A 25591-nucleotide genomic window follows, 5' to 3' on the forward strand; every position below is an offset into this window, starting at 1 on the left:
CGGGCGGGGCGGATCGATTCGGCGCCGGGGCGGTGCCAGGGCGGCGTCGGTACGGCGTCGGTACGGGGTCGGGGCTCAGCGGCGGCGGGGCCGCAGCACCACGGCGGCCGCCACGGCGGGGGTGATCGTGAGCAGCACCCGGAAGACCATCGGCATCCCCCCGTCCTCCGGCGGCCGGGCCATGGGCCGCTCCGCCTGGACGACCCTGAACCGCTTCGTGGGCGTGGCCGACGGTGGTGGTGGCGAAGGCGCAGGTGACGAGGAGGGGGAGGGGGACGGTGCGGGGGGCGCCGGACGGGCCGTGGTGGGTGCCGGGCGGGGCGTCGGCGGGACCACCGGAGCGGGCGGCCGCGCGGACACCGGGGGCGCGGGCGTCGGCGCCGGGGTCCGCGGCGGGGACGGCGAGGGCGCCGGCGGCGTCGGGGACGGCGTCGGGGAGGGCGGCGGAGTCGGCGAGGGCGTGGGCGACGGAGTCGGTGAGGGCGTGGGCGACGGCGTGGGAGAGGGAGTGGGAGACGGCGTCGGCGTCGGGGTCGGTGTCGGGGTGGGACAGGTGCACGGCGTACGCGGCGGCGGGCAGTGCACGCCGATCCGCACCTCCACCGACACCCGGACCAGGACCGGCCGGGGCGGTCCGTCGAGCGCGACCCGCCCGCAGACGCACGCGACCCCCGGCACCGAAACCCGGGTCGTCGTACTCCTCGGGAACGGCTCCCACGACCGCCGGGACTGCCGCGCCGCCGAAGCCGTCGGCCCGGGCGCCGGAGCCGCCACCGGTGTCGGTGCCGGCCGCGCCGCCGCGTCCCGCTCGGGGGCGGTGGCCACCACGGGCGGCCGGTCCGGTCTCCGCACCGGCTCGTCCCCGGGGCCGGCGCCCCCCGCTCCGGATGAGCCCAGGACCGCCACGATGCCCAGTACGCTCAACTGCTCAAATCCCACCACATGTGCACAGTAGGCGGGAGTTGGGCCAGATGGGTGCACTTTCACTCGAACAGGTGAATAAGACATGCGTGCGGTGCGCTGTTGTCCGGCGTGCGCGCGTCGGTGTCAGCGCGGTCCGCCCGGGCCCTCGGACCGGGTCGGACCGCTCCGTCACCCTCGCACCGTACCCGCGATGGGCCCAACTCGCCCTGTACGTGCGGCAGAAGAGGCTGATCGGGCACGGTGCGACGGCCGGATTCCGTGGCTGAGCCGCCGGTATCGCGGCGGTGGCAGCGGCACCGGCGGCTCAGACGAAGACGACCCGGACCACCGAGACGGTCAGCACGGTCGCGCTCACGTAGTACCGCACCGCCACCCCGGCCACCGTCGCCTCCCGGCGGTCGCGGTCCCCCTGGATCGCCGTCGACTCCTGTCCGTACGGATCGGCGGCGAGCCGCTGCATCGCGGTGTCGAACCGGATGCGCAACGGCGTGCCCATCGCCCGGCGGGACTGATCCGCCGGGGGCGCGTACTGGACGCGGCAGGGGTGCGCGCCGCCCCCGGCCCCCGGGGAGCGGCCGGGCCGGCGCGGCGGTTCACCGCCGTGTGCGGAACGCTCGAACAGCTCGCTCCCCTCCCCGGGCTCTCCCGGGCGCCCATGGGCACCCGTCGATGGTGGTGGTCCTCGTGGTCGTGGTCGTGGTCGCGGTCGTGGTCGCGGTACTGGCTGGTTCTCGCTGTTCCCGCCGACCCGGCGGCGGTGACGGCGGTGACGGTCCTGCGGGCTCTCCCTGATCCCCTGTGGCCTGTGCGGCCCGTGCGGTTCCCGAGGCTCTCTGTGGTGCTCCGTCACCGGTGATGATCACGGTACGACAAGCGGACCGGCCACCTGCCCCGTACGGCCGCGCCGGCCCACCGGGACAGCCCGTCACACCGCCCCCCTGCGTTCGGACATGACCAGACATACCCGGATGTACTCGGCCTACTCGGCGTACGTGGTGTCCGTGCCGTACTCGGGACGGAGTACGCCCGGGTGCGGCCCCCGGGCCCCCGTGAGACGTTCGCCGGGTGACCGAAATCCTCCGCGCGGCCTTCCCGTTCCCGGCGCTCACCGCCCTCAGCGCGGTCGCCCTCGCCCTGCTCGCCACCTCGGCCCTGCGGCTGTCCAGCGCCGGCCGTACCGACCCCTCCGACGAGGCGCGCTCCCTCGCCCTCGCGCTCTACGGCGCCCTGATCGCCCTGCTGACCCTCGGCCTCGCCGTCACCCTGCTCTGACCGCCCCGTCAGAGCCAGCCGTTGCGCCGAAAGCTCCGGTGGATCAGCGCGCACGCCGTCGCCATCACCCCGATGACCAGCGGATAGCCATAGGTCCAGCGCAGCTCCGGCATATGGTCAAAGTTCATCCCGTACACCCCGCAGACCATGGTCGGCACGGCGATGATCGCCGCCCAGGCCGTGATCCTGCGCATGTCCTCGTTCTGCGCGACGGTCACCTGGGCGAGATGCGCCTGAAGGATCGAGTCCAGCAGCGCGTCGTACGTACCGATCTGCTCGTTCACCCGGGCCACATGGTCGGCGACGTCCCGGAAGTACGGGCGTATCTCCGGGCCGACGGGCGGCAGCGGCGAGGTGGCCAGCGACCGCATCGGCCGCTCCAGCGGGCCCACCGCCCGCTTCAGCTCCAGCAGCTCCCGCTTGAGCAGATAGATGCGCCCGGCGTCGGCCTGCCGGGCGTTGTCGCTGAAGACCGCGTTCTCGGCGTCGTCCACATCGGACTCCACGGCGTCCGTGACCGCGAGATAGGCGTCCACCACCTGGTCGGCGATGGCGTGCAGCACCGCCGCCGGGCCCTTCGCCAGCTGCTCCGGGTGCTCCTCCAGCGCCTCCCGCACCGGACCGAGCGAGCCGTGCCGCCCGTGCCGGACGGTGATCACGAAGTCCGGTCCGGTGAAGACCATCACCTCCCCGGTGTCCACGATCTCGCTCGCGGCGCTCTCGTGCCCGGCGTAACGGCAGGTCTTGAGGACGGTGAAGAGCACCGCCCCGCCGACCCGGCCCGGTTCGTCCCGCAGCTCGTACCGCTGCACCTTGGGGCGCTGATGGGCCTGGACGGCGTCCTCGACGGCGAGCGGGTGCAGCCCGAACAGCGACGCGAACACCGCGAACTCCGCCTCCGTCGGCTCGTGCAGCCCGACCCAGACGAAGCCCCGGCCCGTCTTGCGCACCTGGCGCAGGGCCTCCCGGGCGTCGCCGTCGCTGGGCTTGCGCACCCCGTCCTCGTACACGACGCAGTTGACGACCGAACTCCCGAGCGGGGAACGGGACGGGTGGCTGAGGTCGATCGTCGGTCGGCGGTACGCGCGGCGCATCGCTCGCCGCAGTCGGCGGATCATCGGCACGGGCGCAGGCTCCTTCGGTTGCCGGGGGGTATGCCCCGGGAACCGGGGCCTCATGCCCCGTACGCCCGGAACGCGTGTGTGCGGACGGTCCGAAAACAGCGGGTTGACACGTATTGCCGCATGAGCGTGGCGATATCGCGGGATAACCGGTGCTCGTTGTCGCACGCCTGTGTCATCATCACCCTCATCCCACGCGCCGTGCGCAGCCGTGCCGTTCCGTGGCGGCCCGCGACCGTTCCCGCCGGCCGTCCTCGTGCCCGCTTCCGCTCCGTGCCCTGCCGGGCCGTGCGTGCCGGATGCCTCCGTTCACCGTTCTTCCGTTTCCCTGGGGGGAAATCGATGCACCAGCCACCGGGTACGGCCGCGAGACCCGCGGCGTACACCGCGCTCCTGCTCACCCTGTCCGTCCTCGTCGCCCTGCTGCTCCCGGTGGTCCCGGGCGGCGCGGCCGGGGTCGCCGGCGCCGCGGACGGGCCCGCGAAGCCCGCCGCGTCCACCGCGTCCACCGAAACCGCAGCGTCGCAGCCCTCGGACGTCGACCCGGCGGTCAGGGCCAAGGTCGACGGGGACGCCGAGCCCCGTACCGCGAACAGTGGCACGAAGGACAAGGCCGCCGGGGAGCGCGCCGCCCGGCTCAAGGCGAGTACGGCCAAGGCCCTCGCCCGCGCCGAGGCCGCCGGTGCGCCCGCCCCCGCCGACTGCGCCCCCCTCGCCCTCTCCTCCTTCGGCGACCCCGGCGCGGCCGTGGGCAAGGTGACCCTGCCCGGCGACGGCGACGCCTGCTTCACCTTCACCGCCGAGCGCACCGGCATCCACCTGGTCCAGCTGGCCACCCCGGGTGCCACGGGCCTCGGGTACGCCCGGATCCACGACGGCGAGACCCCGCTGGAGTGCGGCGACCGCGGCGGGTGCGACCTGCCCCGGACCGGCGCCTTCACGCTGCGGGTCTTCAACACCAGCTGGGAGCCGCGCGAGTACCACACCTCCGTGGTCCCGGTGGGCGCCGGCACCCCCGGCTGCCTCCCCGCGGTGGGCACCTCGCTCAACGCCCCGCCGATCATCGACTCCTCGCCCTCGCCGCTGGCCGTCGTCTGCCGGCCGTTCACCGCCCAGCAGGGCGAGCGGATCATCCATGAGCTGAAGTCCGAGCGGTACGGGAGCAGCTGGGCCTGGATCACCGACGACAGCGGGGCGGACATCTGCGCCCGCGCCAGCGACGGCAACCAGGGCTGTGTCCTGCCCGGCACCGGCCCCTACCGGCTCCTCGGCGGTGTCACCTCCTCCGAGGGCGGCTTCCCCGCCTCCTACCGCACGCGGATCCACCGGCTCTCCCAGCCCGAGGGCTGCCAGACCGTGTCCGTGAACCAGTACGGTTCCGCCCCCACGGCGAGCACCCCGGGCGTCGGCTGCAAGACCTTCACCGCCCCCGCGACGTCCTCGTACAACGCCTACGGCGTGTCCGACGGCTGGCGGACCGCGCAGCGGATCTACGACAGCGCCGGGGCCACCGTCTGCGAGGGGTACCGGCAGCCCTGCGACCTGACCGCCGGGGCCGTGTACACCCTGCACACCGACGCGGCCACGCTCGTTCTCGACCGCAACTCCACCGCCGGGTGCGAGGCCGTCGCGCCGGGCACCCACCGCGGCACCCTCGCGACCGGCGGGATCCACTGCCTGACCCTGCCGTTCCCCGAGAACGCCTCGGTCGCGCTCCACCAGTCCTACGGCGCCGGCGCCGCGCGGATCGAGACCACCCTCACCGACGCCGACGGCGGCTACGTCTGCGACTCCTACGCCCAGCGGCAGGGGATCTGCAAGCTGGTCGGGAAGGCGCCCTTCCGCGTCCTCGTCAACGCCGAGGACGGCGAGTCGGACAGCGCCTACGCGCTCTCCCTCGTCCGCACCGACGACGCGGCCGGCTGCCGAACCCTGCCCCTCGGTGACTTCACCGCCGGAAGCGCCCACGCGGCCCTCACCACCGGCGGCGGCTCCTTCACCGACTGCCTGTCCATCCCGGCCGCCGGGCAGAACCGTTCGGAACTGCTCCAGCTCAAGGCCCTGACCGGGGCCGGCCGCGCCGACGTCTACGTCATCGGCGCCGACGGGAAGCTCGCCTGCTCGGTCGAGCGCGCCTACGGCGGGACCTGGACCGGCTGCGACTTCCGGGCCGACACCGCGTACACCGTGCTCCTCGCCGGTGTCGACGAGCCCTCCACGTTCACCCTCACCCGGCGCGACGTCAGCGGCGGCGCGAAGGGCTGCGGCCCGGCCCCGGCGACCGCGGTCGGTGGCGCGTCCACCGGCGGCACGCCCGCCGACCGGGGCTCCGTGGTGTGCCGTCAGGTGACCACCGGCAGCGCCGGCGACGTCCTGCACCTCAACGTCCGCGACAAGGACGACGCCCTCCAGCACACCGTGTTCCGCGCCGACGGCACCGTCGTCGACTGCGGCTGGAAGCGCGCCTGCGCGATCACCGGCTCCACCGCGTACCAGGTGGTCATCAGCGTCACGGCGGGCCGGTATCCGCAGCCCACCGCGTACCGGCTCGACGCCCTGCGCATCGGCAACGGGTCGAAGCCGGCGCCCGAGTGCGCCAAGGTGCCCAACATCAGCTACGGCTTCGGACCGGTCACCGGCGTGCTGAACGAGCAGCGCACCGCGTACTGCGCGGCCCTGCCCACCGCCTTCGGCAACCGCTTCCAGATGGACCTGACCGACACGGCGGGCGGCAGCGCCATCGCCGAACCGGCGCTCTACAGCGGCAACCTCTCCGAGGGGTGCAGGCTGTTCATTCCCAGCGGTTACCAGTGCTCCGTGCGCTCCGGCGCGCACCAGCAGCCCGAGCCGAGCACGCTGGTGCTCGGACTGCCGGAGGAGGCGTCCACGACCTCGTACCGGCTGAACATGGTCTGCTCGGGGCCGGGGCTCTGCGGCCCCGAGAAGAAGACCGCCACCGGGGTCACCCCGGCGACCGGGGTGGCCAAGTCCGTCGTCACGCTGACGGTCGCCGGCTCCGCCCTGCACGAGAAGGACAAGGTCCGGATCTCCTCGGGTGGTTCCCGGATCGAGTCCACCACGGTCTCCGTCGCCCCGGACCGCAGGACGCTCACCGCGCGGCTCGACCTGACGGCCGCCGCGCCGGGCGGCTGGGACATGAGCGTCATCACCATCGACGGCTACGAGCGGCCCGTGGGCAGCTTCACCGTCACTCCGGCGGCGCTGAAGAACACCAAGGCGCCGGCGGTCGGCGGCAGCGCGAAGGTCGGCGCGAAGCTGACCGCGCAGCCGGGGACGTGGACGCCCGCCGCGACCTCGTACGGGTACCAGTGGAAGGCCGACGGCAAGGACATCGCCAAGGCCACCGCCTCCACGTACACCGTCCCGGCGTCGCTGCTCGGCAAGAAGCTGAGCGTCGCGGTGGTCGCGAAGCGCTCCGGCCACCCCTCGGGGACGGCGACCTCGGCGGCGGTCACCGTCGCCAAGGGCAGCGCGCCCAAGGCCACCAAGGTGCCCACGATCTCGGGCACGGCCAAGGTCGGGAAGAAGCTCACGGCCAACCCGGGCACGTGGACGCCGGCGGCGACCTCGTACGGGTACCAGTGGTACGCGGACGGCAGGGCGATCTCCGGCGCCACCAAGTCGACGCTGGACCTCAAGACGGCCCAGCGGGGCAAGAAGATCACGGTGAAGGTGACCGCCAAGCGGACCGGTCACGCGGACGGGTCGGCTGTCAGCAAGGCGACTCCGGGCGTGGCGCGTTGAGCCAGCGCGTTGAGCCGCGACTGATCGACGGTTGATCGAACGCTGAAGTGCCCCGTCCCCCTTCGAGTGATCGGAGGGGGACGGGGCACCGTCGTTTCCGGACGCCCGCCGTCAGACCGCGCCGCGCAGGTGGTGCTCGAAGACCTCGCGCCGGGCCCGGATGTACGCCGCGTCGCCGAGGTACTGCTCGTGGTGGCCCTCGGCGAGATGGCGGGCGAAGGACGGGTGACCGGCGGCGGCCTGGGCGCGCATGAACGCGACCATGGCGTGGAGCCTTTCGGCCACGGTGTCCGGCAATGCCGCCCGGTCCGCAGCCGACAGGTCGTAGCCGTCGCAGAAGACACGGGCACGGACGGCCTGTTCCTCCGTGGTCCCGCGCGCGTCGGGGCTGCCGGGTGCGGTGAGCGGGGCCCAGCGGTAGACCGCGTACGCCAGGTCCCACAGCCGGGGCGCGGGGTGCGCGGTGTCGAAGTCGAAGACCCCCACCACCCGGTCGCTGTCCAGGACGCAGTTGTACGGCGCGAAGTCGCCGTGGCAGATCACCTCGGCGGGCTCCCGGGCGGGCAGCAGCCACCCCTCGCGGGGGGCGGTGGACGCGTAACCGGCGGTGCTGTCGTGGTACGCGCGGAGCAGGGCGGCCGCGCTCTCCAGGGCCGTCAGGGAGGTGACGGCGGGCGCGGCCGGATCGGTGCCCGCCTCGCCCGGGAGGAAGTCCAGGATCTCCGTGCGGCCGTCGTCGGCGGTTCCGCGCACCCCGGGGGCACCGGTGAAGCCCTCGGCCCGGATGTGCCGCAACAGGTCGTGGACCAGCGGCGACCAGGGGCCGGTGGGCCTGCGTACGGTCGCACCGACCCGGAGCACGTCGTGGACGCCGCCGGACAGGCTCTCGGCGTCGGTGCTGAGAGTGCTGAAGGTGCCGGTGGTGCAGGAGTGAGGCGGGGGGTGGGGCATGCGGCGCTCCTCGCGGTGGCTTCCGGGGCCGGACCATGATTTCCGGGCGGGCGAGTTCGCTTTCAGGCGGCGTGCGGGGTGAAGGTGACGCGGGAGTCACCCTCGTCGATGGCCAGGTTCAGGGTGCCGTCCAGGGCCTTGGCCAGGCGGCGCAGCAGCGGGAGGGTGGGCACGGTGTCGCCGCCCTCCATCCGGGACACCTGGGGCTGCGTCATCCCGGCTCGCTCGGCCAGCTCGGCCTGGGACAGCCCGAGCTCGATCCGACGGTCGTGGACCGCCTGCCCGAGATCGCCGGCCAGCCGCGCGTCGACGTACTCCTGGTCGTACTCCACCGCCTCATGCGCAAGCTGCCGGGCCCGGCGCGTTCTCCACGTGCTGTGATTCATCAACTCTCCTTGCGGCGATCGTAGGCGTGGTCGGCACGGCCATGCTCGGCCTCGCAGACTTTCTGGGCCTGATGTGCACGCTCGACTTCCGCCGTCTCACGCATCCTCGTCCTGCGGAACACCGTCAACAGGACGATCCGCTGCCCAGGGGCGAGCCAGTAGGGAATGCGCACAGCCTCGCCGTCCAGCCCTGGCGACGACGCCCGCCCGCCGGCCTGCGGTCTTCACCTCCGGCACCGACGACATGAATCGACTCCTCGCGGGCCACTCCGTGCGAATCGAGAAGGTCCGACGAGACGCCGCCACCATGCTGCTTCCCGGCAGGTCACTGCTTCCCGTCCGGAGCGGTGCTCTCTCCCCGGGGCCGTTCCAGGAACTGCGCCGTCACGAAGCCGACCACCGCGCAGACGGCGATCAGCGGTGTCTGGTTCGCCGCGTCCGGGCCCAGCAGCAGCGCCGCCAGCACCGCGCTGGTCACCGGCAGCCGGGTCACCACCGCCGATGCCGTGGCCATGCCCAGCGCGAGCGCCGGGGTCGCCCCAAGACCCGGCAGGCCCGCGCAGGCGACCCCGAGCGCCGCGCCCAGCAGGACCGCCGGGAAGATCGGGCCGCCGCGCAGGGCGCCCAGGCAGATGCCCCAGGCCAGGCCCTTGCAGGCCACCAGCACCAGCAGCGCGGCGACCGACCAGGAGTGCGGGGCGGCCGCGAGCGCGCCCAGGGTCGCCTGCCCGGAGAGCGCCGCCTCCGCCGGGGAACGGCCGGTGATCAGCGCGTACGCCGTCAGCAGCACCCCCACCGCGACGGCCGCCACGACCGTGCGGACGGCGGTGTGCCGGGCGGTCCACGCGGCGCTGAGGTAGCCGAGCCGGTGCGCGCCCGTGACGACGACGCCGATGAGGACGGCGACGGGCACCCCCCAGAGGAAGTCCCCGGCGTCCGGGGACACGTTCGGGGGGACGGACGGCAGTTCCAGCGCCCCGATGGAGAACCCGGTCCACTCGCCGAACCCGGTGAACACCAGCGCGCCGACCCCGCTCGCCAGCAGACAGGGCAGCAGCAGCACCACGAGCTGCGGGCCCGCGAGCCCGGCGGCCTCCACGATCATCACGGCGGCGACCAGCGGCCCGCCGAGGATGGTCGAGATCGCGGCGGTGGAACCGCTCGTCGCCAGCACCATCGCGGCCTTGGGCTCCGCCGCGCGCCGGGACTCGCGTACGGCGAGCAGCGCCAGCCCGCTGCCGAGCGCCATCAGCGGCGCCTCGGGGCCGAGCACCACGCCCAGCGGCAGGGAGATGAGCGCGGCGGCGACCACCCCGGGCAGCTCGCGGGGGCCGAGCGGGGTCCCGCCCAGGCCGTGGACGGGCAGATGGCCCCCGCCGCCGGGGACCCGGGTGACGATCGGGGCCAGCACCAGCCCCGCGAGCAGCAGCGCGGGCAGCGGCCACCACCAGGGGGGTTCGTCGTAGCCGACGGCCCGGGGGAGGTCGGTCCAGACGGCGTGCTGGAACGCGTGCTGGACGCTCACGAAGAGGAAGCAGGCCAGCGCGATCGGGATGCCGAGAAGGAGGGAGAGGCCGAGGAGCTTGAGGTATCCCCGGCTCAGCAGGATGTCCCGGAGGGAGGGGGTCCCGGGCGTCTTCGGCACCCCGGGCACGGCGGGGCTCGCGGGCACCCCGGCTTCTCCCGGTCCGGAACCGCCGGCGGCCGGCCCGGGGGCGGGGGACGGGGGCGGGGCGTTCACCCGGGCACCGGCCCTCGGGGCGCGGCCGGTCCGTTGGTGTGCATGTCCCCATGCAACGGCCGCGCACGGCCGGTTGCCCCCGGAGGCGCCCGTACGGGTGAGTCCCCCGCCCCCCGCGTTCCGCTTCCCGGTGACCCTGCCGGAGCCCCCGGCCACCCGTTCGGTGCACCGTGGGTCGCCGCCTCTCCCGTCCCCGCTTTCCCTGGAGCCACGGGGGTACGGGAGGAAGCGCGATGGCCTCGGAGGCGAACGCCGACGGAACGGGCAAGGGAACAGGCGACGGAGCCGAATCCGGAGCCGGAGGCAGAAACGGAAGCGAGCCCCGGGACGGCGGCAGCGACGAGCTGATCCGGCTCCGGGAGCGGGTCACGGCCCTGGAGGCCCGCCCCCGCCACCACCGGGTGCGCTCCTTCTTCTCCGCGCTGCTCATCGTCATCGGCTGTGTGCTGGCCCCGCTGGGCGCGGTCGCCTCCTGGGCCGCCGACGAGGTGGGCGACACCGACCGCTATGTCGCCACCGTCGCCCCGCTCGCCTCCGACCCGGACGTCCAGGATGCCGCCGCGAACCGGATCACCAACGCGGTGATGGACCACATCGACCTGCAATCGCTCCTGGAGGGCGTCGCACCGACGGACCGACCCCTGGTCACGAAGGCCCTCGGCCGGCTGGGCGGCTCGCTGGAGAGCGCGCTGCGCAGCTTCGTCCACGACAAGGCGCGCGAGGTGGTCGCGTCCGACCGGTTCAAGACCGTGTGGACGGACGCCAACCGCCGCGCGCACGACGCCGTCGACAAGGCCCTCACCGGCAGCGGCGGAGGAGCGGTCCAGCTCACGAACGACACGGTCGAGATCGATCTCGCGCCCCTGGTCGACCAGCTCAAGACGCGGCTGGTCGACAGCGGGCTGACGGCCGCCGGGCGGATCCCGGAGGTCCACACCCACTTCACGGTGCTCCGGTCCGACGAGATCGGGAAGGCGAAGACCTGGTTCCGGCTGCTCCAGCTCGCCGGGTCGTGGCTGCCGGTGCTGGCGTTCGTGCTGGTCGCGGCGGGTGTGCTGCTGGCGGTGCGGCGGCGCAGGGCGCTGGTCGCCGCCGCCCTCGGAGCGGCCTTCGCGCTCGCCGTGCTGGGGGCGGCGCTGATCGCGTTCCGCGCGGTCTACCTCGACCGGCTGCCCGCCGGGGTCTCCCAGCCGGCGGCCGCCTCCGTCTACGACGCGCTGACCCGGTTCCTCAGGGACGCGGTCCGGATGGTGATCACCCTCGGTGTGGTCGTCGCCCTGGCCGCGTGGCTGACCGGCCCCGGCCGGTACGCCGTCCTCGTCCGCCGCCTCTGGCACACGGGCATCGGCGCGGCGCGCGCCACGGCCGACCACGCGGGGCTGCGCACCGGCCCGGTGGGGCCCTGGCTGCGCGGTCATCGACGGTGGGTGGTGTGGGTGCTGCTCGCGGCCGCCGTTCTGGCGTATCTGCTGTGGAGCCATCCCACGGCGTGGGTGGTCGTGGGTATCGCGCTCGTCCTGCTGGCGGCCCTCGCGATAGTCGAATTCCTGGCCGCCGACCCGGCAGCCCCGGCAGCCCCACAGGCCGCTCCGGACGCCGGTCCGGACGCCGGTCCGGGCCGCCCACCGCGCCCCTCCGGGCCCTCGAACCCCCCGCGCCCACCAGGCCCCCCAGGTCCCTCCCACCCCGGCGATTCACCCGAACGGGTGTATCCGGATGGCGGTGGCACGCCGTCGGGCTGAGGCTCGAATCCCCGTACGCGTCGGGCGCACGGGCAAGGAAGGGAGGTCCCATGAGCCACGCATCTCAGCCGTCGGCCGGGACACCGCCCCCCGCGTCCCCCGGGTCCCACCGGGGACCGGACCGGAACACCGACTGGGCCGTGGGCGGAGTGATCTTCGCGGGCATCCTGCTGCTCTGCAACGGTGTCCTCGCGATCCTCCAGGGCATCGCCGCGATCGGCGAGGACAACGTGTACGGCCGGGTGGGCGACTACGTCTACCGGATCAACCTCACCGGTTGGGGCTGGATCCATCTGATCATCGGCATCTGTCTGGTGATCACGGGATACGGGATTCTGAAGAGCATGTCGTGGGCGCGGTACGCGGGCATCTTCTTCGCGTCGATCAGCCTGATCGCGCAGTTCCTGTTCCTGCCGTATCTGCCGGTCTGGGCGCTGATCATGATCGCCATCGATGTCTTCATCATCTGGGCGCTCTCGGTCTACCACTCCGACGGCCGACGCGATCTGGCCTAGGTCCTCCGGGATCCCGGAGGACCCAGGACGCGTAACGGGCTCGGACGGCCTCCCTGGCAGGCAGGGGCCCGGCCCCACCAGGGCCGGGCCCCTCGGCCTGCCGTCCCGGGGCCCCCGAGGCGCCCGCGCCCCCTCGGGGAACTCCCTGGTGCTGGCCCCACCCCCCTTCCACCGGGCTCCCGGATGGGGCGGCGCGCCGTACCCAACCAGGCTGTGGGCATGGCGACTTCAAAGATGACGGCGGTGGCGCTGGCCTGTGTGCTGGCCGGTATGGAGACCTCGATCGCGCAGGCCGACGGCCCGCCCCGGCAGCGGGAGCGGCCGGCGCTGGAGTGGACGGCGTGCCCGCACGACAAAGGGCCTGGTGACCAGCAGTGCGCCGAGCTTCAGGTGCCGCTCGACCATGCCGATCCGGACGGTCCGAAAATCACCGTCGGGGTGTCCCGTCTTCGGAGCGAACGGCCCGCCGAACGCCGGGGCGCGCTGCTCGTCCTCGCGGGCGGGCCCGGTGGCTCCGGGGTGCAGCGGCTGGCGCAGAAGGGGGCGGCGCTGCGGAAGGAGACGCGGGGGCTGTACGACCTCGTCACCCTCGACCCCCGGGGGGTCGGCCGCAGCACCCGGGCGGACTGCGGACTGGACGCGGCGGACCGGACGCTGATCAAGCTGCGGGCGTGGCCGGGGCCCGGGGGCGAGCTGGACGAGGTCGTGGCGCACGGCCGCCGGACGGCCAAGGCGTGTCAGCGCAACGGCGGGGCGACGCTGCGGAGTTTCACCACGGCCAACCAGGTAAGGGACATCGAACGGCTCCGCCGGGCCCTCGGCGTGGAGAAGCTGTCCGCGTGGGGGAACTCGTACGGCGCGTACGTGGGGGCGGTGTACGCGCAGAAGTACCCGCACCGCACCGACCGCTGGGTCCTCGACAGCGGCCAGGACCCGGATCCGGCGAAGGTCTCCCGGAACTGGGTGGCCAACACCTCGCGCGCGGTCGACCTGCGCTTCCCGGACTTCGCCGGCTGGGCCGCCGACCCCGCCCGGGAGACGGAGGGCCTGCGCCTTGCCGAGCGGCCCGGGGATGTCCGCACGCTCTTCCTGGAGCTGGCCGCGCGGCTGGACGGGGAGCCGAGGGATACGGCCACCCCGGGCGTACAGCTCACCGGAAACGCCCTGCGGCAGGCGATGCACGGCGCGCTCTACGACGACGCCCACTTCGCCGGTCTCGCCCGGCTGATCCAGGATGCGGCGGACCCGGAGGCGACCCCGGTGCTCCCGCCGGATCTCGCGCACGCGGCACCGGACCGGGATGTCGCCGTCATGATGGGGGTGATCTGCAACGACGTCCGCTGGCCGGGCCGGATCGACGCGTACGAGCGGGCGGTGGCCGCCGACAAGGCCCGCTATCCGCTGACCGCCGGGATGCCGGGGAGCCTGCTGCCCTGCGCGTTCTGGAAGGACGCCCCGGTCGAGCGGCCGACCCGGATCACCGACGAGGGGCCGTCCAACATCCTCATGGTCCAGAGCCTGCGGGACCCGACGGCGCCGCACTTCAGCGGGGTACGGCTGCGGGAGGCGCTGGGCTCCCGCGCCCGTCTGGTCTCCGTCGACCGGGGTGGGCACGGGGTCTATCTCGGGGTCGGCGGCGCCTGTTCCACGGAGCTGGTCACCCGCTTCCTGACCACGGGGCAGCGCCCGGCGGCGGACGTCCACTGCGCCGACTGAGCGGGCGGAGCGGACCGAGCGGACCGAGCCGCAGACCCGGAGCCCGGCCGGGGCGGCTCAGGCCCCGGCCGTCGCCGTCGCCGCCGTCGCCCCGGCGCCGCCGGCCGGGCGCTTCAGCAGCTCCACCACGCTGGAGAAGCTGTCCGCCCCGTGCCCGGCCGCCATGCCCCGCTCGAAGAGCGCGACGACGGCGTCGGGCAGCGCGGTGTCGACGCCCGCGTCGGCCATGGTGTGCCGTACGTGCTCCACGCTGGCGGCACCCATGGCCAGCCGGTCCACGTCGCCCTCGTGGTTCCCCGCGTCGACGCGGGGCGCGTAGAAGGAGAGGAAGCCGGGCATCGCGGTCATCGTCCCGGCGGCGTGCGGCAGGATGTCCGACGCGGTGAGGCCGTTGGCGTCGGCGAGGGCGACGGCCTGCCAGTAACTGAGCATCGACGTCCAGAACATCACCATCCCGATCTGGTACATCAGCGCGGCCAGACCCGGGTCCTCGCCCCGGTAGTCGGTCCGGGTCAGGGCCTCCAGCGTCGCCCGGTGCCGCTCGAACTCCTCGCGCGGGCCGCTGTAGAAGGTGGACGAGCCGGGCTCGCCGATCCCGGACGGCGGGACGGTGACGCCGCCCGCGATCAGGGTGCCGCCGCGCTCCGCGATCCAGCGGGCGCCCGCGCGGGTCTTCTCCGGGGTGTCGGAGCTGAGGTTGACGACCACCCGGCCGGCCAGGGCGCCGGCGGCGGGCTCCAGCAGCGCGTACATCGCGTCGTAGTCGGTGAGGCTCAGCACCACCAGCTCGTTCGCGGCGAGCGCGGCGGCCACGTCCGGTGCGCGCACCGCGCCCTGTGCGACGAGGTCGTCGGCGCGGGACGCGGTCCGGTTCCAGACGGTGAGCGGGTGGCCCCGGTCGAGCAGGACCTGCCCCATGGCCCGGCCCATGGGGCCGAGTCCGACGAGGGTGAGGGGCGCGGGGCGGGACATGGGGACCTCCGGGACACACGGCAAAGGACTGGAATGAGGACTGGAACGAGCGCTCTATTTAGAACGTGGGGCCGACTGTAGCACCCGCTAGAGCGATCGCTCTAGCAGTCATCGGTCATCGGCCGTCGTCGGTCATCGCGGACGCGTGTGGCCCGCGCTCAACTGTCCACAGGCTGTGGATGAATTCCGGCGGTCGCACCCTGGGCCCCCGGCCCCCTCGGGCGGACTTTGGCCCGAGCCTCCCAGACAACCGCCCCCGCGAACCCGCTCCCGCCCCGCGCCGTCCCCGAACGGACCGTCACCGGAGCGCCACCGACCCCCTCCGGACGCTGCGTCATCACCGGGTGAACGGCATCGAAGCAGCATCGGAACGGCATCACCACCCGCCTGACCGGCGAAAACAGTGTGAATTGTCAGGGGCATGGGCTAATCTGCCGCTCATCTGGCCGCGCCCTGCGGACGCCCCGTCACCACGGGCCGCCCCGGGTGCGCGCGGCCCTCTCTTCTCGCGTCCTGACGCGGTTCCCTGTGGGGGGTTCGAACCATCTTGCGTACGCGCAGTATCCCGACCGCGACGGCACTCGCGGTCCTCTTCAGCTCCGTCGCCCTGGTGGCGGGCACGGCGGCACCGGCCGCCGCCGACACGGTCAAACCGATCGACATCCGCGCCACCGGTGACATCGCCGTCGACGGCGTGCACAAGCGGGTCTACATCTCCGACCCGTCCACCGGGAAGATCCTCGTCACGGACTACGCGGGCCGGACCATCGCGGTCCTCGCCGACCTGCCCGGCGTCAAGGGCCTCGCGCTCTCCGCCGACTCCTCGCGGCTCTACGCGGCCGTCCCCGGCGACGACTCCATCGTCTCCGTCGAGACCGCCACCTCCACCCGGACCGCCCGCTACGCCATCGGCGACGGCACCGACCCGGAGACGATCGCCGTCCTGGGCGACACGCTCTGGTTCGGCTACCGGGGCAACATCGGTTCGCTGGACCTCTCGGCCGCGGAGCCCGCCCCCGTCCTGGGCCACCGCGCCGAGGCCCTCACCGGGACGCCGCTGGTCGCCACCGTGCCGGGCACGCCGAACACGCTGGTCGTCGCCGCCGTCAACGGCACCTCGGCCAAGCTGGAGACGTACGACGTCAGCACCGCGACGCCGGAGCGCAAGGCCACCGGCCCGGACTTCTGGTTCCCCCAGGATCTCGCCCTCAGCGCCGACGGCAGCCAGGTCATCACGGCCAGCCGCGACGCCGCGCACCGGATCTGGAAGACGGCCGACCTCACCCTGGCGGGCTCGTACCCGACGCCGCACTCGTCCAGCTCGGTCGCGGTGCACACCAACGGCACCGTCGCCACCGGCACCTGGGGCGAGTACGACGCCGACGTGCATGTCTTCGGGGCCGGGAAGACCAAGCCGGTACGGGTCTACGACTTCCCCCGCTCGGTCTCCGGCACCAGCGCCGGCGATGTGCTGAAGGACCGGTCCCTCGCCTGGGAGCCGGGCGGCGGACGGCTGTTCGCGGTCACCGTCGACAACTGGGGTCGGCACGCGCTGCGTACGCTCACCGACCCGACGAAGGCGCTGCCGACGCTGACGGTCAACGCCCCCTCGAAGGCCAGCCGCGCCAAGTCGCTCACCGTCAGCGGCCGGCTGACCGCCACGCTGCCGTTCCCGACGGGCACCCAGGTCTCGGTGGTCCGCACCGACATGGAGTCCCCGAAGGGCAAGTCCCTGGGGAAGAAGACGCTCGCCTCGAACGGCACGTTCTCCTTCAAGGACACCCCGCACTCCGGCGGCAAGGTCACCTACAGGGTCAGCTACGCGGGCGGCGCCCAGCACACCCCGGCCGGCGGCTCGGACTCGGTCGACGTCTCCCGTGACAAGGCGACGCTGACCGTGGACCGCAACAAGAAGGTCTACGGCTACGGCTCCAATGTCACCTTCACCGCCAAGCTGGGCAAGACGTACAAGAACCGTACGGTGAGCCTGTACGCGGACCCGGCCGGCGACGGCAAGGGCCGCAAGCTGATCAGGACCGGCAAGGTGAACAGCGCCGGGAAGATCTCGGCGAAGGTCAAGCTGACCCGGGACACCGTCGTCTCCGCCGCGTTCGGGGGCGACTCCCGGACCGCTCCGGCGGGCGGCAGCAGCCGGGTCGGCACCAAGGTGGCGATCAGCACCAAGGTGACCGGCCACTACAAGACGCAGCGGATCGCCGGCAACACGTACCACGTCATCCGCAAGAAGACGGACCCGGTGTTCGACACCCGGATGACGGGCTACCCGAACCGGAAGCAGTCGTTCCAGCTGGAGTACCACGACGGGAGGCAGTGGCGCACCAACGGCGGTGACTTCTTCACCGTCGTCAACGGCCGTTCGCAGGTGAAGCTGGTGGGCGAGCACTACACCGGCTTCCGCAAGCGGATGCGTTCCTCGTACATCGACGGAACGTCCGGCGACTCGGTCAACGCGACCACGCACGGCCCCTGGAAGTACTACACCTTCACCCGCTGACGGACCCGTCGTCCGTCCCGCCGTCCGTCCACGCGGCGCCGCGCCGGCGTCCGGGTCCCCACCCGGGCGCCGGCGTTTCCCATGTGACCCCGAACCAGCGCGTCAGCCCGTCCTCGCGCACCGGCTCCAGATCCTTCACGCGGTCCTTCATGGGAGTGAAGTATGGGGGAGGGGAGGCCACAGAGTACGGGGACAACCGTCAACAGGGGTGCATACAAGGCGACTTGCCCGAATTGGGCACTCCATCGGCGGCCCTACCATCGGGGAGCAGTCCGTACCCGAGACCTCCCCCCCCGTAGTCGAACCCGTCGAACCGCCGAACCGCCGAGGTGACCGTGAGCAACCTGTGGGCCGACCTGACCAACGGTGAGCGCATCAAGCACCTCCGGGGCTCCGACCTCACCCAGCAGGGCCTCTCCGAGGCGTCGGGGCTGTCGTACGCGACGATCCAGAAGGCCGAGCAGGACCGGGGCGAACTCTCCATCGGCTCCCTGCTCAAGCTGGCCGCCGCCCTCAACACCGATGTCGCGGTCCTGCTCGGGCAGCAGGCCCCGCGCCGGGGCATGGGGCAGAGCGACCGCGCCGCCCTGCGCCGGCTCTCCGACGCCGTCCACGAGAGCGCCCTCGGCGAGTGGGACGGCATCGACGACCCCAGCGGCGTACGGGACCTGGCGCGCGCCCGCGATCTCGCCTGGGGCGCCTACTGGGCCAGCGACACCGCGCGGATGAGCGGCCTCGCCGCGAAGGTGCTCATGGAGGGGCAGGTGCGGTACGCGAGCGCCGCCGGCGACGAGCGGCGGCAGCTGGCGCTGATCCTGGCGAGCACGTACCGGGTCGCCGCCTCCTGCGCCAACGGCTTCGGCCAGCGCGACCTGGCGCTGAGCGCCATCACCTCCGCCAAGCTCCTCGCCCGCGACGCCGACGAGCCGGTGATGGGCGCGCTCCTCGACTCGACGCTCTCCTGGGTCCACCTCCGGGGCGCCAAGCTGCCCCGCGCGGTCGCCGTCGCCGAACGGGCCGCCCTCGCCATCGAACCCAGCTTCAGCCGCTCCTCCCGGCCCCGGCTCCTCGCCTACGGCCGGCTGATGATCTCGGCGGCGGTCGCGGCGGCCCGGCGCGAGGACGGGAGCGCGGCCGACGACTACATCTCGCAGGCGCGCGCGGCGGCGGCCCGGCTCGGCCGCGACGAGAAGCTGTACGGGACCAGCTTCGGGCCGACGGCCGTGCAGACGGAGGCGGTGGGCATCCATGTGGCGCTCAAGAACTACGGCAAGGCGCTGAAGCTGGCCGCCCACCCCGACATGCGGACACTGCCGCCGGGCATGTCCAAGGTGGCCCGGAACCGCTACCGGCTGGACGTGGCGCTCGCGCAGTGCGGCGCGGGGCTGTACGACGCGGCCGAACGCACCCTGACCGAGGTGGCGCTCGACGCGCCGGAGTGGGTGCGGCACCAGGCGCTGCCGGGGGTGATCGCGGCCCGGCTGGCGAAGGTGTCGACGGCCCGGGTCCGGCATCTGAGCGAGCTGATCGGCGTACCGCTGATCGCCTGATCCCCGCACCGCGCCGCCTGACTCCCGCACCGCGCCGCCTGCCCCCCCGCATCGCGCGACGGCGGGCGAATGATCACGTGACTCCTACGGAGCGTAGGAGTCGGCGGTCCGCCGTCCGTCCGGCGCCTACGCCCCATCTCTTCACCCACCGTCACTCATTGGTCACGATGGGATCATGTCCCGTACTGAGAGAACCCCTGGGCCATCGCCGACCACGCGCACGGACGGTGACCGCAGACGCCGGCGCAATCTCGCGGACGCCGCCGCCGGCCGCCCGTCCGTGCCGCACGAGGGGCCGGCCCGAGCAGCCGGCCGGACCGACCGGTTCCGGGTGGTGGTCTATCTCTGCGGAGCGCCGAACGCGGATCTCACCGGACCGCACCGGGCCTGCACCGACTACACCGAGTCCCTGGGCTGGACCATCGCGGCGGTCATCGAGGACCGGGACGGCCTCGGCCCGCCGGACGTCCGGACGGGGCTGAGCCAGGCCCTCGCCCATCTGCGGGACCAGCGGGCGGGCGCGGTGCTCACGCCGTGGCGGTCGATGATCTCGCCGCTGCCGCAGGAGTACAACGAGGTGGCCCGGCGGGCGGAGTCGTCGGGGGGCTTCCTCCAGGTGGTCGACGACCTGCGCGGAGCAGCCCGCAGCCGGGTCTAGCCCTCCCGGGAACCCTTCACTCCCGTCCCTCCCGACGCTCCCATCGCTCCCGTTGCTCCCGTTTTTCGGCGCAACTCCCCCCGTCCGGTGGCAAAAGCCTTTGAAGGTGGAGGGTCCGCCCCTTCAGGATGCGGCCATGATCCCGCCTGAACGCCTTCGCCGCCGGACGCTCCTCGCCACCGGCCTGGCCTCCGTCGCCGCGATCCCGTCCGCCGTCGCGCCGGCCGCCTCCCCCCGCCCCCGCTCGGGCGCCGCGCTCGTCGTCCACAACGCCCGGGTACTGACCGGTGTGGCCGGTGCCCCGCCCCAGGAGGCCATCGCCGTCGGCCGGGACGGCAGGGTCCTCGCGACCGGCCCGTCCGCCGTCGTCCGCCGCCACGCGGGGCGGGACACCGACGTGGTGGACGCGGCCGGGGCCACCGTGATGAGCGGCATCGTCGACGGGCACGCCCACCCGGTCGGCGCCGGGGTCCGCTCCCTCAAACTCAGCCTCGAACACCGCTCGTTCACCGTCGACCAGCTCCAGGGGACCCTGCGCGGCTTCCTGGAGGAGAGCGACGGGAGCGAACCGGACGGCTGGCTGGAAGTGGTCGACTGGAACCCGGTCGGGCTGCTGCCGCCCGGCACCGAGGCCCACCACCGCATCCTGGACGCCCTCCCCACCCGCCGCCCCGTCGCCCTCATCGGCGCCGACGGGCATGTCGCCTGGGTCAACCGGCGGGCGCTCGACCTCGCCGGGATCGACCGGGGGACCCCCGACCCGCCGGCCGGGTCCATCGCCAGGGGCCCCGGCGGCGAACCGACCGGGATACTCCGGGACGACGCCCTGTACGCGGTGACCCGGCTGATCCCGGGGCCCGGGGGCGAGCAGCTGTACGACGCCTGCTCCCGCGTCCTCACCCGGGCCGCCGCGCAGGGCGTCACCACCTTCCTCGACGCGGCCTGCACCGACTGGGAGCTGGGGGTCTACGCCGCGCTCGCCTCCTCGGACCGGCTGCCGCAGCGCGTCGCCGCCGCCCTGCGGCTGGACCCGGACGAGGTCGCCGACCCGCCCGAGGCGCTGGCCTGGCTGCGGGAGGCCCGCGCGAAGCACCGCGAGGTACCGGGGCTCGCGATCCGTACCGCGAAGGTGTTCCTGGACGGGGTGATCGAGCACCCCAGCCGGAGCGCCGCGCTGCTCGACCCGTACCTCGACGGCGACGGGCGGCCCACGGACCACCGGGGCGATCTCCACGCCACCGGCGCCCGGTTCGCGAAGCTGGCGACCCTGCTCGACCGGCACGGCTTCCAGGTGCACGCGCACGCCGTCGGCGACCGGGCGGTACGGACCGCGCTCGACGGGTACGAGGCCGCCCGCCGCGCCAACGGCCCGCGCGACAACCGGCACACCATCGCCCATCTCCAGCTGGTCCACCCGGACGACCTGCCGCGCTTTCGCCGGCTCGGGGTGGTGGCCTGTATGCAGCTCCAGTGGGCGATGCGCAACGAGTGGACGGTGGAGGCGCTCCTCCCGTACCTCGGCGAACGCCGTCACCGGTGGCTCTACCCGGCCCGTGGCCTGGAGCGGAACGGCGCGGTGCTGGCGGGCGGCTCGGACTGGCCGGTGGATCCGCTGGGGGTGTGGAACCAGATCCGTACCGCCGAGGACCGGGAGGGGAACTCCGCCCGGCAGGGGGCGCTGTATCCGGAACGGGAAGGTCTGGAGCGGGCGTCGGCGCTGCGGATGCACACCGCCGGGTCGGCGTACCAGCTGCGGATGGACCGGCTGGTCGGGCGGCTGACGCCGGGCCGGGCGGCGGATCTCGTCGTCCTGGACCGGGACGTCACCCGGATCCCCGTGCAGCAGGTCGGCGACGCGCAGGTGCGGCTGACGCTGGTGGGCGGGAAGCCGGTGTTCGACGCGGACACGGAGGAGGGGAAGCGGGTCCGGGCGGAGATGATGCTGTCGCCGCTCACCTCGGCGCGTCCGGCCTCGTACCCCGGAACGGGAACGGGAACCGGAACCGGAAGTGGGGCCGGGAGATCTCGCTGCGGCTGCGGGGCGCCGGGCCCCGCCACCGCCCGCGCGTAGCCGCCCGTCCGCCGCCCCGGCTCCGGTACGGGGCTCAGCCCGGGGTACGAGGGACCGGCGCGCCGCCCGCCGGCCCGCCCGCCGGCCCCTCGTGCCCCTCCGCCTCCAGATGCGGCAGCACCCGGTCCAGCCACCCCGGTGTCCACCACGCCCGCTTCCCCAGCAGCGTCATCACCGCCGGCACCAGCAGCAGCCGGACCACCGTCGCGTCGATCAGCACGCTCGCCGCGAGCCCGAGCCCCAGCATCTTCACCACGATGTCGTCGCTGAGCACGAAGGCGGCGAAGACGCTCACCATGATCAGCGCGGCGCAGGTGATGACCCGGGCGGTGATCTCCAGGGCGTGCGCCACGCTCGCCTCCGGATCGCCCGTGCGCCGCCAGGCCTCGTGGATCCGGGAGAGCAGGAAGATCTCGTAGTCCATGCTCAGCCCGAAGACGATCGCGAACATCATCATCGGCACATAGCTCTCGACGGGCACCTTCCCCGACACCCCGAGCGCCGGCCCGCCCCAGCCCCACTGGAAGACGGCGACGACCACCCCGTACGAGGCCGCGATCGACAGCACGTTGAGCACGGCCGCCTTGACCGCGACCAGCAGCCCCCGGAAGACCACCAGGATCACCAGGAACGCCAGGCCGACGACCACCGCGATGATCAGGGGGAGCCGCCGGGAGACGATGTCCAGGAAGTCGACCTGGGCGGCCGTCCCCCCGGTGACGTAGGTCCGGGCGCCGGTGCCGGACACCGCGTCCGGGAGAGTGTCGTCGGAGAGCCGGTTGACGAGGTGCGTGGTCCGGACGTCCTGCGGGGCAGCGACCGAGTACACGGTGGCCACCAGCACCTCGCCGTCGGGCGTCGGCGCCGGCGGGGTGACGGTGGCCGCGTCCGGGGTCGCCGCCAGCGACTGCCCCACCTTCTGCGCGAGGGCGGCCCGCTGCGACGCCGGTACGCCGGACTGGTCGACCACGATCGTCAGCGGCCCGTTGGAACCGGGCCCGAACGCCTCGGACATGGCGTCGAACGCCCGCCGGTCGGTGAACGACTTCGGATCCGCACCATCGCCGATGTGCCCCAGCTGGATGAAGAAGACCGGGAACGAGAGCACCGCGAGGACCGCGACCCCCGCGCCCAGGAACCACCACGGCTTGCGCTCCACCCGCCGCGCGTACCGGTGCCAGCCACCGTGCCGCTGGTCCGGGCCGCCCGGCACGGTGTCCGCCTCCGCGATCGGCCTCCGTACCCGAAGGGTGTCGATGTGCCGTCCGATCAGCCCGAGCAGCGCCGGTACGAGGGTGATCGCGCCCGCCACCGCCGTGACGACGGTGACGGCCGCCGCCAGGCCCAGTTTGCCGATGAAGCCGATCCCGGAGACCCACAGCCCCGAGAGCGCGATGATCACCGTGCAGCCGGAGAGCAGCACGGCGTGCCCGCTGGTCGCGGTGGCCTTCCCGGCGGCGGCGACCGGGGAGTCCCCGTTCATCAGGTTCTGCCGGTGCCGGGTGACGAGGAAGAGGGCGTAGTCGATGCCGACGCCCAGGCCGATCATCGTCGCGAGCGTGGGGGAGACGGTGGCGAAGGCGGACGCGGCGGCGAGCAGCGCCAGCAGCGAAAGCCCGCAGACCACACAGACCAGGGCGGTGACCAGGGGGAGGAAGGCCGCCAGCACACTGCCGAAGCCGATCAGGAGCACCACGACCGCCACCGTGAAGCCGACGATCTCGCTGGTGCGGTCGTGGGCCTCGGGCCGGGCCAGCTCGCCGAGCCCGCCGCCGTAGTCGACCCGGTAGCCGGCCTCCCGCAGCGGCGCCACGGCCCGGTCCACGCCGTGCAGGTAGTCCGCGCCGAGGGTGCTCGGCTGGACCGCGAAACGGACGGTGATGTACGCGGTCCGGCCGTCGGCGGAGACCGGTCCCACGGCCGGATTCCCGGGCACGGTCAGCGGGTTCTGCGCGGTGAGGACGTCCGGCAGCTTCGCGAGGCCGGCGACGGCCCCGGCGACCTGCCCGGCCGCCGCCGACACCGGCCGCCCGCCGTCGTGCACGACGATCTGCGCGCTGTAGCCGCCCGCGTCCGGCTGGTGCTCCTTGAGGACGTCGAGCCCGTTCTGCGACGGGGTGCCGGGGAGGGCGAAGTTGTCGGAGTAGGTGCCGCCGTAGGAGTGCTGGAGCACCTGGAGCCCGGCGACGGCGGCCAGCCACAGCATGACGACCACGACACCGTGGTGCGCGCACCACTCACCCGTACGGCGCAGAACACCGGGGCGCTGCGGCGGCCCGGCGGGCGGCGGCGTGGGCTCCATGGGCGGCCCTCCCGTACGTACGGCACTCGCTCCCCCGCCGCGCGGGGCGGCTGCCCCGGCACCCTCATTGAAGGCGGGACCGGGGCGGCGGGCACCCCGGGGCGGGGGAACGGGTGACACGGGGCGGACGCGGTCCGCGGGAGGAGGACGCGGTCCGGGACGGCGCCTGGTGACACGAGGGTGTGAATGGCGCACCACCTGGGAGTGACGGGGGCCGGGAGGGGTTCCGGTCCGCCGTGTGGCGGAGGCACGTTGGGGTGAGCGGTGGCGCGGGCCGCCGCCGCCTTGGCCGGGGCGCCCCCGGCCCGTTCGGGAGGGATAGATTCCGGGCCCCTCGCCTCCCGCGCCGGCACTGCCGGGAGACCGGCGCCGAAAGTACTTTCATGCGCCCGGGAACTCGGTACCGGCATCCCCCGACTACTCGGGGGACACAGGGACCCGGATCCGAGGAGGTCGGTGCGGTGAGCGGCGGTACAGGGCAGAGCGGGCGGGGCGGGCACGGCGGGCAGGGTGGCCGGGGCGGTACGGGAGGTACGGGCGGCGGCACGGACCCCGAGGTGGCCGGGGCCGCCCCGGAAACGCACAATCCCGCCCCGGACACGGACGACCCCGCCTGGTACGCCGACGACGGGCTCTGGGTGGACTTCGCGCCCGCCATGTTCTCCGGCGCCCGCGCCGACTCCGTCGCCGAACTCGTCGCGACCGCCCGCCTCCTCGACCTCCCGGCGGGCTCCCGGGTGCTCGACCTGTGCTGCGGCCCCGGGCTCTTCGTCGTCCCGCTCGCCCGGCGCGGCCACAAGGTCACCGGCGTCGACCTCAGCGCCGCCATGCTGGAGCGGGCCGGAGCCGCCCTCGCCCGGGCGGGCGCCGAAGCCGACCTGGTCCGGGCCGACATGCTCGACTACGCCGACCCCGGCGCCTTCGACGTGATCCTCAACCTCTACACCTCCTTCGGCTACTTCGCCGACGCCGCCGACAACCTGCGGGTGCTGCGCAACGCGCACCGCAGCCTCGCACCCGGCGGCCGGCTGCTCGTGGACGTCATGGGCAAGGAGGTGCTGGCGGGCTGGATCGGCCGCCCGCAGGCCGTCGACCTGCCCGACGGCTCCTACGTCGTGCAGCGGGACACCGTCCTCGACAGCTGGCGCAGGCTCCGCACCGACTGGACGCTCGTACGCGGCGACACCGCCCGTACCGCCTCCATCCACTCGTTCCTCTACAGCGCCGCCGAGCTGCACGACCTGTTCGTGGCGGCCGGGTTCACCGACGTGGAGTGCTTCGGCGACTTCGACGGCGGGCCCTACGACCAGCACTCGCGCCGGCTCATCGTCCAGGGCCGCGTGGAGTGAGCGACGTCGCCGCGCCCCGCCGCCCCGCGCCGTCCCGACCG

18 protein-coding genes and 1 pseudogene are annotated in these 25591 nt (G+C 73.8%); 11 read left to right on the top strand and 8 right to left on the bottom strand.

Annotation, left to right across the window (positions count from 1 at the left end; all coding sequences use genetic code 11):
- Positions 1 to 127 precede the first annotated feature (127 nt).
- The gene (locus SYYSPA8_RS16145) at positions 128 to 955 is read left to right on the top strand and encodes a hypothetical protein (RefSeq protein ID WP_323447876.1); all 828 of its coding nucleotides are present in this window, start codon (positions 128 to 130) and stop codon (positions 953 to 955) included.
- A gap of 273 nt (positions 956 to 1228) precedes the next feature.
- On the opposite strand, the gene SYYSPA8_RS16150 is transcribed toward SYYSPA8_RS16145, so the two are convergent.
- Positions 1229 to 1420: a hypothetical protein gene (locus SYYSPA8_RS16150; RefSeq protein WP_323447877.1), complete on the bottom strand. Its 192-nt coding sequence runs from the start codon at positions 1418 to 1420 to the stop codon at positions 1229 to 1231.
- 569 nt (positions 1421 to 1989) lie between these two features.
- On the opposite strand from SYYSPA8_RS16150, the gene SYYSPA8_RS16155 reads away from it, so the two are divergent.
- Positions 1990 to 2196, top strand: a complete 207-nt coding sequence (locus SYYSPA8_RS16155) for a hypothetical protein (protein WP_323447878.1) — start codon at positions 1990 to 1992, stop codon at positions 2194 to 2196.
- A gap of 8 nt (positions 2197 to 2204) precedes the next feature.
- On the opposite strand, the gene SYYSPA8_RS16160 is transcribed toward SYYSPA8_RS16155, so the two are convergent.
- Positions 2205 to 3314, bottom strand: a complete 1110-nt coding sequence (locus SYYSPA8_RS16160; RefSeq protein ID WP_323448145.1) for a magnesium and cobalt transport protein CorA — start codon at positions 3312 to 3314, stop codon at positions 2205 to 2207.
- Between the two features lie 345 nt (positions 3315 to 3659).
- On the opposite strand from SYYSPA8_RS16160, the gene SYYSPA8_RS16165 reads away from it, so the two are divergent.
- Positions 3660 to 7082 carry a cell surface protein gene (locus SYYSPA8_RS16165; protein ID WP_323447879.1) on the top strand — a complete coding sequence of 1141 codons (3423 nt, stop codon included), beginning with the start codon at positions 3660 to 3662 and terminating at the stop codon, positions 7080 to 7082.
- A gap of 111 nt (positions 7083 to 7193) precedes the next feature.
- On the opposite strand, the gene SYYSPA8_RS16170 is transcribed toward SYYSPA8_RS16165, so the two are convergent.
- From SYYSPA8_RS16170 to SYYSPA8_RS16185, 4 genes and pseudogenes are all read right to left on the bottom strand, one after another.
- Positions 7194 to 8033, bottom strand: coding sequence for a phosphotransferase enzyme family protein (locus SYYSPA8_RS16170; RefSeq protein ID WP_323447880.1), 840 nt, complete (start codon positions 8031 to 8033; stop codon positions 7194 to 7196).
- A 62-nt stretch (positions 8034 to 8095) separates the two neighbouring features.
- Complete coding sequence (locus tag SYYSPA8_RS16175; protein WP_323447881.1) at positions 8096 to 8419, bottom strand: helix-turn-helix domain-containing protein; 324 nt, start codon at positions 8417 to 8419, stop codon at positions 8096 to 8098.
- Positions 8419 to 8607 (bottom strand): annotated as a pseudogene (locus SYYSPA8_RS16180) (type II toxin-antitoxin system RelE/ParE family toxin); the annotation flags it as partial. The gene SYYSPA8_RS16175 and the pseudogene SYYSPA8_RS16180, both read right to left, overlap by 1 nt.
- Positions 8608 to 8744: 137 nt before the next feature.
- The gene (locus tag SYYSPA8_RS16185) at positions 8745 to 10091 is read right to left on the bottom strand and encodes a chloride channel protein (RefSeq protein ID WP_323447882.1); all 1347 of its coding nucleotides are present in this window, start codon (positions 10089 to 10091) and stop codon (positions 8745 to 8747) included.
- A gap of 302 nt (positions 10092 to 10393) precedes the next feature.
- Between SYYSPA8_RS16185 and SYYSPA8_RS16190 the strand changes: the two genes are divergently transcribed.
- The 3 genes from SYYSPA8_RS16190 to SYYSPA8_RS16200 all read left to right on the top strand — a co-directional run bounded on the left by SYYSPA8_RS16190 (position 10394) and on the right by SYYSPA8_RS16200 (position 14133).
- A complete protein-coding gene (locus SYYSPA8_RS16190; protein ID WP_323447883.1) occupies positions 10394 to 11902 on the top strand; it encodes a hypothetical protein in 1509 nt (502 codons plus the stop codon).
- A 50-nt stretch (positions 11903 to 11952) separates the two neighbouring features.
- A complete protein-coding gene (locus tag SYYSPA8_RS16195; protein ID WP_323447884.1) occupies positions 11953 to 12417 on the top strand; it encodes a DUF7144 family membrane protein in 465 nt (154 codons plus the stop codon).
- A gap of 219 nt (positions 12418 to 12636) precedes the next feature.
- The gene (locus tag SYYSPA8_RS16200) at positions 12637 to 14133 is read left to right on the top strand and encodes an alpha/beta hydrolase (protein ID WP_323447885.1); all 1497 of its coding nucleotides are present in this window, start codon (positions 12637 to 12639) and stop codon (positions 14131 to 14133) included.
- Positions 14134 to 14190: 57 nt separating this feature from the next.
- On the opposite strand, the gene SYYSPA8_RS16205 is transcribed toward SYYSPA8_RS16200, so the two are convergent.
- Positions 14191 to 15105 (bottom strand): NAD(P)-dependent oxidoreductase, encoded by a 915-nt coding sequence (locus SYYSPA8_RS16205; protein ID WP_323447886.1) that lies wholly within the window; start codon positions 15103 to 15105, stop codon positions 14191 to 14193.
- A 547-nt stretch (positions 15106 to 15652) separates the two neighbouring features.
- On the opposite strand from SYYSPA8_RS16205, the gene SYYSPA8_RS16210 reads away from it, so the two are divergent.
- The 4 genes from SYYSPA8_RS16210 to SYYSPA8_RS16225 all read left to right on the top strand — a co-directional run bounded on the left by SYYSPA8_RS16210 (position 15653) and on the right by SYYSPA8_RS16225 (position 21899).
- On the top strand, positions 15653 to 17620 hold the full coding sequence (locus SYYSPA8_RS16210; RefSeq protein WP_323447887.1) for an Ig-like domain repeat protein: 1968 nt from the start codon (positions 15653 to 15655) through the stop codon (positions 17618 to 17620).
- A gap of 335 nt (positions 17621 to 17955) precedes the next feature.
- Entirely contained in the window at positions 17956 to 19170 is a 1215-nt protein-coding gene (locus SYYSPA8_RS16215) for a helix-turn-helix domain-containing protein (RefSeq protein WP_323447888.1), read from the top strand.
- 175 nt (positions 19171 to 19345) lie between these two features.
- Complete coding sequence (locus SYYSPA8_RS16220) at positions 19346 to 19828, top strand: hypothetical protein (protein ID WP_323447889.1); 483 nt, start codon at positions 19346 to 19348, stop codon at positions 19826 to 19828.
- Between the two features lie 136 nt (positions 19829 to 19964).
- Positions 19965 to 21899: an amidohydrolase gene (locus SYYSPA8_RS16225; RefSeq protein ID WP_323447890.1), complete on the top strand. Its 1935-nt coding sequence runs from the start codon at positions 19965 to 19967 to the stop codon at positions 21897 to 21899.
- A 34-nt stretch (positions 21900 to 21933) separates the two neighbouring features.
- Here the strand turns inward: SYYSPA8_RS16225 and SYYSPA8_RS16230 are convergent, their stop codons facing one another.
- Positions 21934 to 24201 (bottom strand): MMPL family transporter, encoded by a 2268-nt coding sequence (locus tag SYYSPA8_RS16230; RefSeq protein WP_323447891.1) that lies wholly within the window; start codon positions 24199 to 24201, stop codon positions 21934 to 21936.
- Positions 24202 to 24758: 557 nt separating this feature from the next.
- On the opposite strand from SYYSPA8_RS16230, the gene SYYSPA8_RS16235 reads away from it, so the two are divergent.
- Complete coding sequence (locus tag SYYSPA8_RS16235) at positions 24759 to 25550, top strand: class I SAM-dependent methyltransferase (RefSeq protein ID WP_323448146.1); 792 nt, start codon at positions 24759 to 24761, stop codon at positions 25548 to 25550.
- Positions 25551 to 25591 lie beyond the last annotated feature (41 nt).

The organism is Streptomyces yaizuensis, assembly GCF_034961445.1.
GTDB classification, from domain to species: domain Bacteria; phylum Actinomycetota; class Actinomycetes; order Streptomycetales; family Streptomycetaceae; genus Streptomyces; species Streptomyces yaizuensis.